Annotated in this window: 9 protein-coding genes, 2 tRNA genes and 1 pseudogene; 7 read left to right on the forward strand and 5 right to left on the reverse strand. The window is 73.2% G+C overall.

Translation table 11 applies throughout. The features are described from left to right. Nucleotides 1-48 precede the first annotated feature (48 nt). Nucleotides 49-4,080, reverse strand: coding sequence for a PAS domain-containing protein (locus ACIBCU_RS17350; RefSeq protein ID WP_399232150.1), 4,032 nt, complete (start codon nt 4,078-4,080; stop codon nt 49-51). 344 nt (nt 4,081-4,424) lie between these two features. Next, a complete protein-coding gene (locus ACIBCU_RS17355; RefSeq protein WP_399232152.1) occupies nt 4,425-4,895 on the reverse strand; it encodes an SSI family serine proteinase inhibitor in 471 nt (156 codons plus the stop codon). 377 nt (nt 4,896-5,272) lie between these two features. Here ACIBCU_RS17355 and ACIBCU_RS17360 point away from each other — a divergent pair. Continuing rightward, a tRNA-Ser gene (locus ACIBCU_RS17360) sits at nt 5,273-5,363 on the forward strand. Nucleotides 5,364-5,580: 217 nt separating this feature from the next. After that, nucleotides 5,581-5,653, forward strand: a tRNA-Arg gene (locus ACIBCU_RS17365). A gap of 68 nt (nt 5,654-5,721) precedes the next feature. On the opposite strand, the gene ACIBCU_RS17370 is transcribed toward ACIBCU_RS17365, so the two are convergent. From ACIBCU_RS17370 to sigJ, 3 genes are all read right to left on the reverse strand, one after another. Continuing rightward, on the reverse strand, nt 5,722-6,162 hold the full coding sequence (locus ACIBCU_RS17370) for a VOC family protein (RefSeq protein WP_399232154.1): 441 nt from the start codon (nt 6,160-6,162) through the stop codon (nt 5,722-5,724). Nucleotides 6,163-6,566: 404 nt separating this feature from the next. Next, nucleotides 6,567-7,763, reverse strand: coding sequence for an NAD(P)/FAD-dependent oxidoreductase (locus ACIBCU_RS17375; RefSeq protein ID WP_399232156.1), 1,197 nt, complete (start codon nt 7,761-7,763; stop codon nt 6,567-6,569). 93 nt (nt 7,764-7,856) lie between these two features. Further along, a complete protein-coding gene (gene sigJ, locus ACIBCU_RS17380; RefSeq protein ID WP_399232158.1) occupies nt 7,857-8,801 on the reverse strand; it encodes an RNA polymerase sigma factor SigJ in 945 nt (314 codons plus the stop codon). A gap of 404 nt (nt 8,802-9,205) precedes the next feature. On the opposite strand from sigJ, the gene ACIBCU_RS17385 reads away from it, so the two are divergent. From ACIBCU_RS17385 to ACIBCU_RS17405, 5 genes and pseudogenes are all read left to right on the forward strand, one after another. Beyond that, entirely contained in the window at nt 9,206-9,469 is a 264-nt protein-coding gene (locus tag ACIBCU_RS17385; protein WP_399232160.1) for a hypothetical protein, read from the forward strand. Further along, the gene (locus ACIBCU_RS17390) at nt 9,466-10,353 is read left to right on the forward strand and encodes a DUF2797 domain-containing protein (protein ID WP_399232162.1); all 888 of its coding nucleotides are present in this window, start codon (nt 9,466-9,468) and stop codon (nt 10,351-10,353) included. Before ACIBCU_RS17385 ends, ACIBCU_RS17390 begins: the two co-directional genes overlap by 4 nt. 50 nt (nt 10,354-10,403) lie before the next feature. Further along, a complete protein-coding gene (locus ACIBCU_RS17395; RefSeq protein WP_362930715.1) occupies nt 10,404-11,285 on the forward strand; it encodes an amidohydrolase family protein in 882 nt (293 codons plus the stop codon). Between the two features lie 85 nt (nt 11,286-11,370). Beyond that, on the forward strand, nt 11,371-12,108 hold the full coding sequence (locus ACIBCU_RS17400; RefSeq protein WP_362930713.1) for a response regulator transcription factor: 738 nt from the start codon (nt 11,371-11,373) through the stop codon (nt 12,106-12,108). 4 nt (nt 12,109-12,112) lie between these two features. Further along, nucleotides 12,113-12,930 (forward strand): annotated as a pseudogene (locus ACIBCU_RS17405) (two-component sensor histidine kinase); the annotation flags it as partial. Nucleotides 12,931-13,118: the final 188 nt, after the last annotated feature.

Raw genomic sequence — 13,118 nt, forward strand, 5'->3', positions numbered from 1 at the left:
GGATCTTCCCGTACCGCCCTCGTCGTACGCGCCCGATGCCCCCGGGCGTCAGTTCGTCCCTATCTTCGCCAGCAGATCCACGATCCTGGACTGCACCTCGTCGCTGGTGGAGCGCTCGGCGAGGAACAGCACCGTCTCACCGGAGGCGAGCCGCGGCAGGTCCGCCTCCTCCATGCCGGCCGAGGTGTAGACGACCAGCGGGGTGTGGTTCAGCGAGCCGTTCGCGCGGAGCCAGTCGATGATCCCGGCGCGCCGACGGCGTACCTGCATCAGGTCCATCACGACCAGGTTCGGCCGCATCCGGGTGGCGATGTCGACCGCCTCGCTGTCGCCCGAGGCCCGGGCGACCTGCATGCCACGCCGCTCCAGCGTCTCCGTCAGCGCCAGCGCGATCTCCTCGTGCTCCTCGATCACCAGGACCCTCGGCGGATGCTGGTCGCTGTCGCGCGGGGCGAGCGCCTTGAGGAGTACGGCCGGGTCGGCGCCGTACGCCGCTTCCCTGGTCGCCTGCCCCAGACCGGCCGTCACCAGCACCGGGACCTCCGCCGCGACAGCCGCCTGACGCAGCGACTGCAGCGCCGTACGGGTGATCGGGCCGGTCAGCGGGTCGACGAACAGCGCGGCGGGGAACGCCGCGATCTGCGCGTCCACCTCCTCGCGGGAGTGCACGATCACCGGACGGTAGCCACGGTCGCTGAGGGCCTGCTGGGTGGAGACGTCCGGGGCGGGCCAGACGAGCAGCCGCCGCGGGTTGTCCAGCGGCTCCGGGGGCAGTTCGGCGTCGACGGGCTGCGGCTGCGGGCGGTTCGCCACCTCGACGGCGCCACCGGGGCCGTCCAGCGGCTCCGGCCCCTCGGCACCCGCGTCGGGGGCCCCTATCGCGTACGAGCGTCCCTCGGACGCCGGTGTGGACAGCAGCCGGCCGGAGCCGGAGCCCTGCACGGTGCTGCCCTGCGAGCCGCCGGGCTGCGGCGGTACGGGGGCCGGGGCGGGCTGCGGTGGTACGGGAGCCACGGCGGGCGGGGCAGGCCGCTCCGCCTCCGGCGGGGCGGCGAGCTTACGGCGTCGCCCGGCCCCGCCCAGCGTCTGGTTCTGCTGGTGGGCGAGGTGCTGCGCGAAGGGCACGCCCTGCCCCAGGGTCCGCACGCTGAAGGCGCGGCCCTGGGTCGAGTCCGAGGGTCCCGGGATGGGCGCCTCTGCGGGCAGCGGCTGGCGCCGCGCGTCCGGTACGGGGGCCGGCGCGTCGCCGTCGGCCGGATGCGGCTCCGGCTCGGGCGCGGGTTCCGGCGCGGGGCCGGCCGGGGCGGCGACGGTGCCCGTGGTGTGGGTGGTGCTGCCGGGGCCCGCCCAGGACTCGTCCCCGTCCGGGTTCACGTCGTCCTCAGGCGCCGACGCGACCGGGCCCTGGACCGAGGTGCTCTGCGCCCAGTCCGGCTGCGGAGGAACAGCGGGCAGCGGCTGCCCGGGAACGGGATGGCCGGGCCGGGCCTGCGCCTCCGGCGCCTCGGAGGGCCGTGCCCTCCGGCGGCCGGACGGGACAGGGTGCGGCTGCGGCGGGGTGTGGTCCGCGTCCGGGGTGTTCCGTACGGCGTCGTGGCGCTCGGGCAGCGGGCCCTCCCCGGCGGCCGGGAGCGGCTGAGCACCCGCCGGTACCGGCTGCGCACCGGCCGGGACCGCTTGCGGGGCGGGCGAGGCCGGGGCGGCGGAAGGCGGTGCCACGACCGGCGAGCCCGGAGCCACCGGCGGGATCCGGTCCGCCGCCGCGGGCGGCAGGGCGAACGCGGTACGCGGCCCCGAGGGTTCGGCCGCGGCGGCGCGCTCCTGTGCCGCGGCGAGAGCCCGGCGGGCCCGTCGCCCTCCGGGCTGGGCGGGCTGCTCCGGCCGTGCCTGCTCCTGCTGCCCAGGGGCCTCGGACGAGGCGAGGGCGGGCAACGCCGCCCGGCCGCCGCCCTGGCGGCCGGAGGCGTTCTGCGGCACGCCCTGGGGCGGCACCGTCTGCCCCCGCTGCGGGCGTCCGCCACCGCCCTGCGCCCCCTCGGCCGCGGTGACCACGGACCCCTCCGACGGGGCGGAGGCCGCCGCGGGCAGCGCCAGCGCCTGCCGGGGCTCCCCACCCGTCTCCGCGGGGCTGGGACGGCCGCGCCTGCGACCGGAGCCCTCGTTCCGCCGATGCGGGGTCATGTCCTGTTCCTGCTGCTGCGCCTGCGGGTCCGGGGACTCACGGCGGGCTCTGCGCCGGCCGGTCGGCTCCGCGGCCACGGTGTCACCGGACTCCGTACCGGCCGAACCCGCGTCCACGGGGCTGTCCAGGAACGCGTCGGTCGACGCCCTGCGCGCCCGGCGCCGACCGCCCTGCGGGGCGGGCTCCGGGGCCGGTTCCGGTACGGCGGCCACCTCGGGCACCGGGAGCGGCTCGGGCACGACGGTCCCGGCGCCCGTGCCGAGCGGCACCTCGAGGACGTACGCGCTGCCGCTCATCCCGGCCATCTCGTGCGTCTGGAGCACACCGCCGTGCGCGCGCACGATCCCGCGCACGATCGGCACGTGCACCGGGTCTCCCCCGGCGAACGGCCCGCGCACCTCGATCCGTACGACGTCACCGCGCTGCGCCGCGGCCACGACGACGGTCGAGTCGACGTAGCCGCCGCCCGGCACCGGCCGGGCCTTGCCGGTCGAGTCGACACCGGCCACGTCGGCGACGAGATGGGCGAGCGCCGTGATCAGCCGGCCCGCGTCGACCTCGGCCTCGATCGGCGGGGCGTGCACCGCGAACTGGGCGCGTCCGGGACCGATCAGCTCGACGGCACCGTCGATGCCCGCGGTCACCACGGCGTCGAGCAGCACCGTCTGCTTGACGAGCTCCTCGGCGCCGGTGTCCAGGCGCTGATAGCTCAGCACGTTGTCGACGAGCGTCGTCATGCGCGCATAGCCCGCGGCGAGGTGGTGCAGGATCTGGTTGGCCTCGGGCCAGAGCTGGCCGGCCGGGTCGGCGGCGAGGGCCGAGAGCTCGCCGCGCAGCTCCTCCAGCGGACCCCGCAGGGACTCGCCCAGCACGGCGGTCAGCTGGGTGTGCCGCGCTTCGAGCCCGGTGAGACGCTCCGCCTGTTCCTCCAGCTCGGACGCGTACCGCTCGGTCCGGTCGGCGGACTCCGCCGCGTGCCGTTCGGTGAGCTCGGCGATCTCGGCCCGGTGGCTCTCGGTGAGCCGGTCGATCTCGGCCGCGTGCCGGTCGGTCAGCCCGGAGACCTCGTCGGTGTGCTGCTGCGACAGTTCCTCGTAGGGCCTGCGGTCGGTGAACGTCATCACGGCGCCGACCAGCTGGTCCCCGTCGCGCACGGGGGCGGTCGTCAGATCCACCGGGACCTGGCCGCCGCTCTTGGACCAGAGCACCTGCCCGCGTACGCGGTGCTTGCGACCGGACCGCAGGGTGTCGGCGAGCGGCGACTCCTCGTACGGGAACGGGTCGCCCTCCGCGCGCGAGTGCAGGATCAGCGGGTGGAGCTCCTTGCCGCCGAGGTCGCTGGCCCGGAAGCCGAGGATCTGGGCGGCGGCGGGGTTGACCAGGACGACACGGCCGTCCGTGTCCGTGCCGACGACGCCCTCGGAGGCGGCCCGCAGGATCATCTCGGTCTGGCGCTGCGAACGGGCCAGCTCGGCCTCGGTGTCGACGGTGCCGGAGAGGTCCCGCACGACGAGCATGAGGAGCTCGTCGCCGGTGTAGCTGGAGTGGATGTCGTTGTAGCCGGCCTGGCCGCTGTCCAGGGAGGCACTGGTGACCTCGACCGGGTACTCGGTGCCGTCGGTCCGGCGCGCGGTCATGCGCGTCGGCTTGGTCCTGCCCTGCTCGTCCGCAGCGTCCGGCCTGCGCATCGACCCCGGGATCAGCCTGGAGTCGAACTCCGGAAGCAGATCGAGCAGTCCGCGGCCCACGAGCGCGGTGCCCGGGGTCTCGAACATTTCGAGGGCGATGGTGTTGGCGTTGACGACCGTGCCGTTGCAGTTGACGAGCAGGAGCCCGTCCGGGAGGGCGTCGAGTATGGCTGCGAGGCGAGCAGTGCCTCGGGATGGCCTGCTGCTCACGAGACGCTTCCTCCCTGAATACCGCACCTTGCCGACAGCGGGCCCCATCCTGCCCCTCGGGCCTCAGGCTGTCACTGGAGGAGTCTAAAGGCAGGGAGCGCATGGCGGGCGGCGGATGAGGGGGAGCTCTCACCAAGGTTCTGTGCACACGGTGTACGCCGGTGGCCCTGGGTGTGACGGCGAGCGCCCCCTCTGACGTGCTCCTATGTGTCCCGGTGTGCGCCTGGAGGCTGCCCGGGACACCCCCGGAACCCGGTCTGCAAGGCGTCCGGGGCGGCCTGCGCGCGCCCCGGTGTGCGCCGTCCCGCCGGCTGAAGTCCCCGGCGCACGCCCCGCCGAACCGGTTACCTCGCGGAGGGGAGTACCGGCACGAGGTTGTTCCAGCGCGAGATCTCGCAGCCGTTGGCCCGGCTGAAGCGCGCGTCGACGTCCTCGCCCTGCCAGGTGCCCTGCACCCGGGCGGCGGCGGGCCCGCCGGCCTGCTGGGTGCACATGGCGTTGCGGTCCGTGGCGACGAAGGGGTTGTCCCCCGACTCGGCGGCCTCGTCCAGCAGGTCGCAGGCACGCTGCGCCTCCGGGTGGCTGCCGCCCGACGGGCCGCACTCCAGCTCGAAGACGCCGTCGGCCGCCGGGTTGCCGGACTCCGAGACGGTCACGGTGAGCCGGGTCTCCGTGTCCTGGGCCGTCGGCCAGTCTCCCTGGAGTACGGGGAGCGGGGGCAGCGGTACAAGGGGGGACACCGCGGTGGCGGCGGGCGCGGCGGCGGACAGCACGGCGAGGGACGCGACGGCGGTGAGGGTGAGACGGCGCAGCATGCGGGGCTCCTGTTGTTCTGGCGCGCCAGGAGCGCGCCGGCCTGCTCCGGTACGCGCGCCGGGTGGAGGCGCGGGCCGGGCACACGGGGGTGACGGACGGAGGGCGGAGCCCTCGTTCTCTCTAACGCTCCTTGAGCCCGCACGTTGCGCAACTCATGGGGGGCCGACCGGAACAGCCGCACGCACTCGAACACCCGACCGGTCGAGCGGCGGAGCCCCCGGGCCGGGGGCGCGGCGGGAACGCCGGACCGGAACACCCGCCGCAGGGCGCTTTGCCTCGCCGCCCACCTGCCTAGTACCGTGGGCGGCGATTGGTGACAGCGCGCTCGACTGTGTCATCATCTGCACGCACCACTCGCGCTCGCGCGAGGTGTGCTGGAGGCGTCGCCTAGTCCGGTCTATGGCGCCGCACTGCTAATGCGGTTTGGGTCTTAAAGCCCATCGAGGGTTCAAATCCCTCCGCCTCCGCAGGAACCCGAAGCCCCACGCCCCAGGCGTGGGGCTTCGGTCGTATCCGGCCCCCGGGCGGCCGTTGGAAACGTGCCTGAGAACCGTGTTTCCGCAGTTCAGGTGCGGTATGGCTAATGGATTTCGCGTCACGGCGCAGGTCATGTAATGTTGTTCTCGCAACGCCGACGGGGCAGAAAAGCCCGGGAGGCGGGACCGAGGCTCAGGCCGAGGACAAGCACTCGTAGCTTAACGGATAGAGCATCTGACTACGGATCAGAAGGTTGCAGGTTCGAATCCTGCCGAGTGCACAGCAGGCGAGAGGCCCTCAGGAGAAATCCTGAGGGCCTTTCGCGTTGTGCGTACAGCAGCGAAGTTCTCAGCGCAGTTGCTCGGCCAGTCCGACGATGATGCCCTCCGGGCCGCGGACGTAGCAGAGCAGATAGCTGTCCTCGAACCGGGCGATCTCGCCGACGAGTTCGGCGCCGTGGGGGCGCAGGCGGGCAACGGTGTCCTCCAGGTCGTCGACGGCGAACATCACGCGGTGCGTGCCCAGAATGTTGTGCGGCTTGGTGCGCGGTTCGGTGCTGATCGCCGCGGGGCTGCGGTACTTCGACAGCTCGAGCCGGCTGTGGCCGTCCGGGGTCCGGACCATCGCGATGTCACAGTGCACGCCGTCGAGTCCGGTGCACTGGTCGGCCACGGGGCCCTCGACCTCCGCCCTGCCCTCCAGTTCCATACCGAGTTCCACGAAGAACGCGATGGCGGCATCCATGTCCTCGACGACGATGCCGACGTTGTCCATCCGCTGGATCGCCATGCTGTTCTCTCCTATTTCCTCGTGCGGCAGGTGGTTGCCGCTGATGTCCCTGGGACGGAGCCGGTGGCGCGGTCTCGACATCCGCATACCGCGCGGCAGCGGAGTGCAGCAACCACAGCAACTGCCTCCGTTCGGCAATGGTCACCATGGGCCGACGCCGGCCGGTACGAATCGGGCCCTCCGGCATCGGCGGGTGACATCGGCGCGCGCCCGGCACCCCGCTCAGGAGTCCCAGGCGCGGGGCCGGTTCAGCGCTTCCCATTCCGGGCGGAGCAGTGAGAACACGGCCAGGTCGAGGCGGCGGCCGCGGTGGAGGCAGGCGGCGCGGCCTGGTCGTGCGAGGCGAAGAGCTCGCATCGCCGATCAGGCCGCACCCCACCCGGAGCGTCGCGAGTCCGGCCGGGTCAGGCCGATTCCGCGACGGGCGCCGCTGCCCGGGCCCGGTCCCGCACCACGGGGCGGCGCCGGGTCGGCAGTCCGAGGGTCGGGTTGGCGACGCCCCAGGCCGCGCCCTTGCAGACCAGCTCCTTGTAGAACGCGGCGAACCGGCCGGTCAGTGCCGCCCGGACCGCCCGGTCGTCGGCGGTGACGTACTGGATCAGGCCCTCCCTGCGGCCGAGGGAGATGCACTGGTTGAAGTAACGGAGCGGCGTGTTCGGGAGCTTGCCGCCGGTCAGGCCCGCCGCGATGGAGTCGGCGGCCTGCCATGCGGTGGGGATGCCCGAGGCGCACGACATCCGCAGCGGGTTGTCGCCGGGGCCCTTCACCAGGGCCGCGTCCCCGATGGCGTACACGTCCGGGTGCGATACCGAGCGCATGGCTCCGTCGACCACGATCCGGCCCGTGTCGGAGACTTCAAGGGTGGTGGCCTTCGCGATCGGGTGGACCGCGAAGCCAGCGGTCCACACGGTGACCGCGGCCGGGACGGACGTGCCGTCGGCGGTGGTGACGCGGTCGGCCTCCACGCCGGTGACGGCGGTGTGCTCGTGCACCGTGATGCCGAGCTTGTCGAAGACCTTCCGCAGGTGCTGCCGGCCCTTGGGCGAGAGCGTGTCGCCGAGCCCGCCCCGGGCGGCGAGCGCGACGTCGAGGTCCGGGCGGGCCTCGGCGATCTCGGTCGCGGCCTCCAGGCCGGTGAGGCCGCCTCCGATGACGACCACGGGCTGTCCGGCGGCCAGGCCGGCCAGGCGTTCACGCAGCCGGAGTGCCCCGGGGCGGCCCGCGATCTCGTGGGCGTGCTCGGCGGTGCCGGGAACGCCTTGGGTGTTCCAGCCGCTGCCGAGGGCGTACACGAGGCTGTCGTACTCCAGCTCCCCGGCGCCGTTCGCGTCGACGACGGCCACGGTCCCCCGGTCGGCGTCGACACCGGTGACCTTCGCGAGCTTCAGCTCGACGCCGGTGCCCGCGAACATCTGGCTGAAGGGCCGGGGCCTGAGCTCCTGGCCGACCGCCAGCTGGTGCATCCGGACGCGCTCGACGAAGTCGGGCTCGGCGGTGACGAGGGTGATGGCGACGTCCTCGCGGCGCAGTCGCCTGGCGAGGCGGCCGGCGGCGACGGCTCCGGTGTATCCGGCTCCGAGAACGATGATGCGGTGCTTCATGTCCCTGCTCCTGTCTCGCGCGGGTCTGCCCCTTGAACCGGGCAGCCCGCCGTTTCCTGACAGGAACGTGGTGTGAAGCAGGTCACACCGGGGTCAGTAGAGGTTGAGCAGGGGTTCTCCGTGGTCGGAGGTCGCCCATCGCCGCGTCGCGCGTTCGAGTTTGTCGGGGTTGGCCTGGGCGCGGATCGCGGCGATGCCGTCGGAGGTGATCTCCAGGCACATGACGCCGATGACCCGGCCGTCGACGACCGCCACGAGGGCGGGGCCGTTGTTGGCGGTCGTGACGTAGACCCCGGGTGAGCCGCCGGCCATGGCGCGCTTGGCCTTGCCGGGCTTGAACAGGCCCCGCAGGAACGTCGCGACCGCGACGGCGCCCTCGAACGGCTTGGTGCGGGCCGGCACCTTCCCGCCGCCGTCGCCGATCGAGACGGCGTCGGCGGTGAGCAGCCGCACGAGCGGCTCGGTACGGCCGCTGGTGGCGGCCCCGATGAACTCTTCGACGATCCGCCGGGCGGCGGCCTCGTCGACCTCGGTGCGGGCCTTGCCCTCCGCGACGTGCTTTCTGGCGCGGTGGAGGATCTGCTGTGCGGCGGACTCGGTGATGTCGAGGATCTCCGCGATCTTCCGGTGCGGGTAGCCGAAGGCCTCCCGCAGCACGTACACCACCCGCTCGTTGGGGGAGAGGCGCTCCATGAGGGCGAGGACGGCGTACGACACGGACTCGCGCTGCTCGGCGGTGTCGGCGGGGCCGAGCATCGGGTCCCCCGGGAGCAGTGGCTCCGGCAGCCACTGGCCCACGTAGGTCTCGCGCCGGGCGCGGGCCGAGGTGAGCTGGTTGAGGCACAGGTTGGTGAGGACCTTCGTCAGCCAGGCCGCGGGGACCTCGATGCGGTCCCTGTCGGCGGCCTGCCAGCGCAGGAACGTGTCCTGCACGGCGTCCTCGGCGTCGCTCGCGGAGCCGAGGAGGCGGTAGGCGATGGCCTCGAGCCGGGGCATGAAGCCCTCGAACCGGTCCACGTCGTCCACGGTCAGAGCCATGGCTCGGATCCTAGCCCTCTCGCGCGCCCGTACATCGGCGGAGTACGGCAACGGTGTCAGCGTGCGTACGAACCGAGGCCGATCAGACAGTGGACGTATTCGTTGAGGGTCGCCCCGTTGAGGGTGCAGCGGTACGAGAACGCGTACTGCGTGGCGGAGTTGGCGTCACGGAGACCGACGCTCCCGACCCGTACGAGAACGGCACCTGCCTCAACGGCACACTGCCGGATTCCACGACCGCGCAGGAGGTGAGCGGCGTGGACGAGGTCTCCTGCTCGGCCCGTCGTACGGGTCCTCGGTGAACGGGTTCAGAGCGGCTGCCGGGCGTGACGGCACGGCCTCCGCCGAGAAGCCCCGTCCGTTAGGGTCTCCCGGTCGACGCCGGCCGTCCCGAGGAGACCGACATGGCCCCACGCATCGAGGGCGCGCCTGATCTGTCCGGTCTCCCGGACCTGGTGGCGAACCACTTCGCGTTCATGGAGGCGCACCGGGGCACGCTCGTCGCCTCCTCCGGCGGCATCGCCCTGCGCGACTACGGGCGCGACGATCAGACCTTCCGCCTGGAGGTCGGCTCCACGGCCGGACGTCTGTACCGGGCGTCCGGGTTCACCGAGGCCTTCCGCGCGTCCGTCCACACCCCGGGCGCGAGTGGAGAGGGCGCGGCATGAGCGGCTGGCGGTGCACCGGCCTGCGCTGGCCCCACGGCGAGCCCGTGCTCGGGTGGGCGCGGAGCGACAGGTCCGGGCGGGGGCGGGAGAGCGTCCTGGCGTACGGGAAGGAGCTCGCGTTCCGGGCCGAGGGGGAGCGGCACTGCGTGGGGGCGCGCGGCAACCCGTGTCCGGTCGGGGCCGTGGTGGCCGAGCGGAGCACGGGGGCGCGGTGCGCGGAGTGCGCACGGCTGGACCGGGCGCACTCGGTGGCCGCCGACACGATCGCCGACGACCCGCGCACGTACCGCGTCTATCTGGCCTGGTTCGGGCCGGGCATGGTCAAGGTCGGGATCACGGGGGAGTCGCGGGACGCCGCACGGCTGCGGGAGCAGGGGGCCGTGGTGTTCAGCTGGCTGGGGCGCGGGCCGCTGATGGCCGCCCGGCGGACGGAGGAGCTGCTGCGCTCGGCGCTCGGGGTGCCCGACCGGATCCCGTACGCGCGCAAGCGTGCGGTGCGGGGCGAGCTGCCGGGGGCGGCGGAACGGGCGGCCGAGGTCGAGGAGCTGTACGGGCGGGCCGCCGCCCTGGAGGGCGCCGGCTGGCCGGAGGCTCTGGAGCGGCTGCCGTTCGTGGCCGTCGACCACGCCGGGGCGTTCGGGCTCGACGGCGCGGGGGCGGCGGCGCGCGCGGTGACCGGGCTGGTGGACGGCGGGGTGGTGGCCGGCCGGCTGGTGGCCGCGGCCGGGCCCGATCTGCACCTGGAGACGGTGGACGAGGGGATCGTCGTGCTGGACACGCGGCTCGTCACCGGCTGGGAGCTGGTGGGCGCCGACCCGCGGGCGGGTACCGGTGTGCCGACCGTGGCCCTGGGGGGCGGTGGCGTGCAGGACGGGCTGTTCTGAGATCGTCGCCGGAGATCGTTCCCGGTGACGTATCGAGGCGGGTGGGGCGGATGAGCGGCGACGACCGTGACCGTGAGGATGTCGTGCGGTTCTGGCAGCGGCTCGGGCTGCCCGGGATCATCGACGTCCACACGCACTTCATGCCGGAGCGGGTGCTCAGCAAGGTGTGGGCCTACTTCGACTCGGCGGGCCCGCTGACCGGGCTGGAGTGGCCGATCACCTACCGGCGGGACGAGGACGAACGCCTCGCGCTGCTGCGCTCGTTCGGCGTGCTCCGGTTCACCTCGATGCTCTACCCGCACAAGGCCGGCATGGCGTCCTGGCTGAACGGCTGGGCGGCGGACTTCGCCGCGCGGGTGCCGGACTGTCTGCACACCGCCACGTTCTTCCCGGAGGAGGGCGCGGGGACCTATGTGCGCGAGGCGGTCGAGTCGGGGGCGCGCGTCTTCAAGTCGCACCTCCAGGTCGGTGCCTACGATCCGAACGATCCGCTGCTGGAGCCCGTGTGGGGGCTGCTGGCCGAAGCCGGGGTCCCGGTGGTGACGCACTGCGGCTCCGGGCCGGCGCCCGGGGCGTACACGGGCCCCGGGCCGATCGGCCGTCTGCTGTCCCGCCACCCCCGGCTGAAGCTGGTGGTGGCGCACATGGGGATGCCCGAGTACGCGGAGTTCCTGGCGCTGGCGGCGGCGTACCCCGGGGTGCGGCTCGACACGACCATGGCGTTCACGGACTTCACCGAGGACTTCACGCCGTTCCCGCCCTCGGAACGCGGGCGCCTCGCCGATCTGGGGGACCGGATCCTGCTCGGCACGGACTTCCCGAACATCCCGTACCCGTACGCCCACCAGCTGCACGCCCTGGAGCGGCTGGGGCTGGGCGACGCCTGGCTGCGGGCGGTCTGCCACGGGAACGCGAGCGAGCTCTTCCGGTAGGGCCGGGCGGCCCGCCGGCGCGTTTCTCAGGAAATTCACAGGGAGGCGAAAGGCCTCTCTCACGGCCGTCTCACAGGCTTGAGCCATGACGACGACCTCGCCCCAGGGGCGTACAGAACTGCTCAGGCCCGACCGCAGTCCCATCCGCGTACTGGTCGTGGACGACGAGGCTCCGCTCGCCGAGCTGCTCTCCATGGCCCTGCGTTACGAGGGGTGGGAGGTGCGCAGCGCCGGGGACGGTGCGGGTGCCGTCCGTACGGCGCGCGACTTCCGCCCCGACGCGGTGATCCTCGATGTGATGCTCCCCGACATGGACGGCCTGGCGGTGCTCGGGCGGCTGCGGCGCGAACTCTCCGACGTGCCCGTGCTGTTCCTGACCGCGCGGGACTCGGTGGAGGACCGGATCGCGGGGCTCACGGCGGGAGGCGACGACTACGTCACCAAGCCGTTCAGCCTGGAGGAGGTCGTGGCACGGCTGCGCGGGCTGATCCGCCGCTCCGGTACGGCCTCGGTCCGCAGTGATTCGACGCTCGTCGTGGGTGACCTGGTGCTGGACGAGGACAGCCATGAGGTGAGCCGGGGCGACGACTCGATCCATCTCACGGCGACCGAGTTCGAGCTGCTGCGCTTCCTGATGCGCAATCCGCGCCGGGTGCTGAGCAAGGCGCAGATCCTCGACCGGGTCTGGAACTACGACTTCGGCGGCCAGGCCAACGTCGTCGAGCTGTACATCTCCTACCTGCGCAAGAAGATCGACGCGGGGCGCACCCCGATGATCCATACGCGGCGCGGGGCGGGATACCTCATCAAGCCGGGTGACTGACTCCGTGGGCGGGAGGAGCACGCGCCGCCCCTGGACGCTCCGCACCCGTCTCGTCGTGTACGCGGTGACGCTCATCGCGGTGGTCGCCGCCGTGATCGGTTCGGTCACCGCGATCGCCTTCCAGAGCTACATGGCCGGGAAGCTGGACGGCCAGCTGCGCGACATCGCCGGAGTGGCCCGGCAGCCCCCGCCGGGCAGCGGCAAGATCGCCCCGGGCGGCCCTACGAGCGAGAAGGAGCCGCTGGCCTTCATCGGCAGGGGCACGCCCGACACGTTCGGCGCCGTCGTCTCCGGCGGTTCCGTCACCGCCTCGAAGGTGATCAAGGGGCCGGACGCCCGGGAGAGCGCCGAGGAGCTGACCGACGCGCAGCAGGACGCCCTGGAAGCCGCCGACGTGGCCCCGGACGGCGAAGCCCATGACGTCGAGCTTCCCGGACTGGGCGGCTACCGCGTGCAGGTCGTCCCGTCGGGCGCCGGTACGTCCGTCCTGGTCGGCATCCCCACGGCCGAGGTGGACAAGGCCGTCAACACTCTGATCGTCGTCGAGGCCTGCGTCACCTGTGCCGGGCTCATCGCCGCCGGTATCGCCGGTGCCGCGATGGTCGGTGTCGCCCTGCGCCCGCTGCGCAGGGTGGCCGCCACGGCGACCCGGTCTCCGAACTCCCGCTGCACAGCGGTGAGGTCGCCCTCCTCGAACGGGTGCCGGGCGCCGAGGCCGATCCGCGCACCGAGGTGGGTCAGGTCGGCGCCGCCCTCAACAGGATGCTGGGGCACGTCGGTTCGGCCTTGGAGGCCCGGCAGAAGAGCGAGACGCGGGTGCGTGGAGGACGGCAAGATCCACTACCTGATCTCGGGCGGCACGGGCGGCGGCATGGGCGGCGGCGAAGGTGCCTCCTCCCAGATCACGACGTGGGTGGAGGAGAACTTCAAGGAGGTCACCGCGGGAAGCGCGACCTTCTACGACCTCACCCTGCCGAAGAGCTGAGACCCCGGTGACAGGGCGGTGGCCC

This window comes from Streptomyces sp. NPDC051064 (genome assembly GCF_044455985.1).
GTDB lineage: Bacteria > Actinomycetota > Actinomycetes > Streptomycetales > Streptomycetaceae > Streptomyces.

Excerpts from the sequence above, each read along its gene's own strand:
- ACIBCU_RS17400 (WP_362930713.1), top strand. The coding sequence starts at position 11,371 with ATGACGACGACCTCGCCCCAGGGGCGTACAGAACTGCTCAGGCCCGAC.
- ACIBCU_RS17390 (WP_399232162.1), top strand. The coding sequence starts at position 9,466 with ATGAGCGGCTGGCGGTGCACCGGCCTGCGCTGGCCCCACGGCGAGCCC.
- ACIBCU_RS17375 (WP_399232156.1), bottom strand. The coding sequence starts at position 7,763 with ATGAAGCACCGCATCATCGTTCTCGGAGCCGGATACACCGGAGCCGTC.
- ACIBCU_RS17385 (WP_399232160.1), top strand. The coding sequence starts at position 9,206 with ATGGCCCCACGCATCGAGGGCGCGCCTGATCTGTCCGGTCTCCCGGAC.
- ACIBCU_RS17370 (WP_399232154.1), bottom strand. The coding sequence starts at position 6,162 with ATGGCGATCCAGCGGATGGACAACGTCGGCATCGTCGTCGAGGACATG.
- sigJ (WP_399232158.1), bottom strand. The coding sequence starts at position 8,801 with ATGGCTCTGACCGTGGACGACGTGGACCGGTTCGAGGGCTTCATGCCC.
- ACIBCU_RS17355 (WP_399232152.1), bottom strand. The coding sequence starts at position 4,895 with ATGCTGCGCCGTCTCACCCTCACCGCCGTCGCGTCCCTCGCCGTGCTG.
- ACIBCU_RS17395 (WP_362930715.1), top strand. The coding sequence starts at position 10,404 with ATGAGCGGCGACGACCGTGACCGTGAGGATGTCGTGCGGTTCTGGCAG.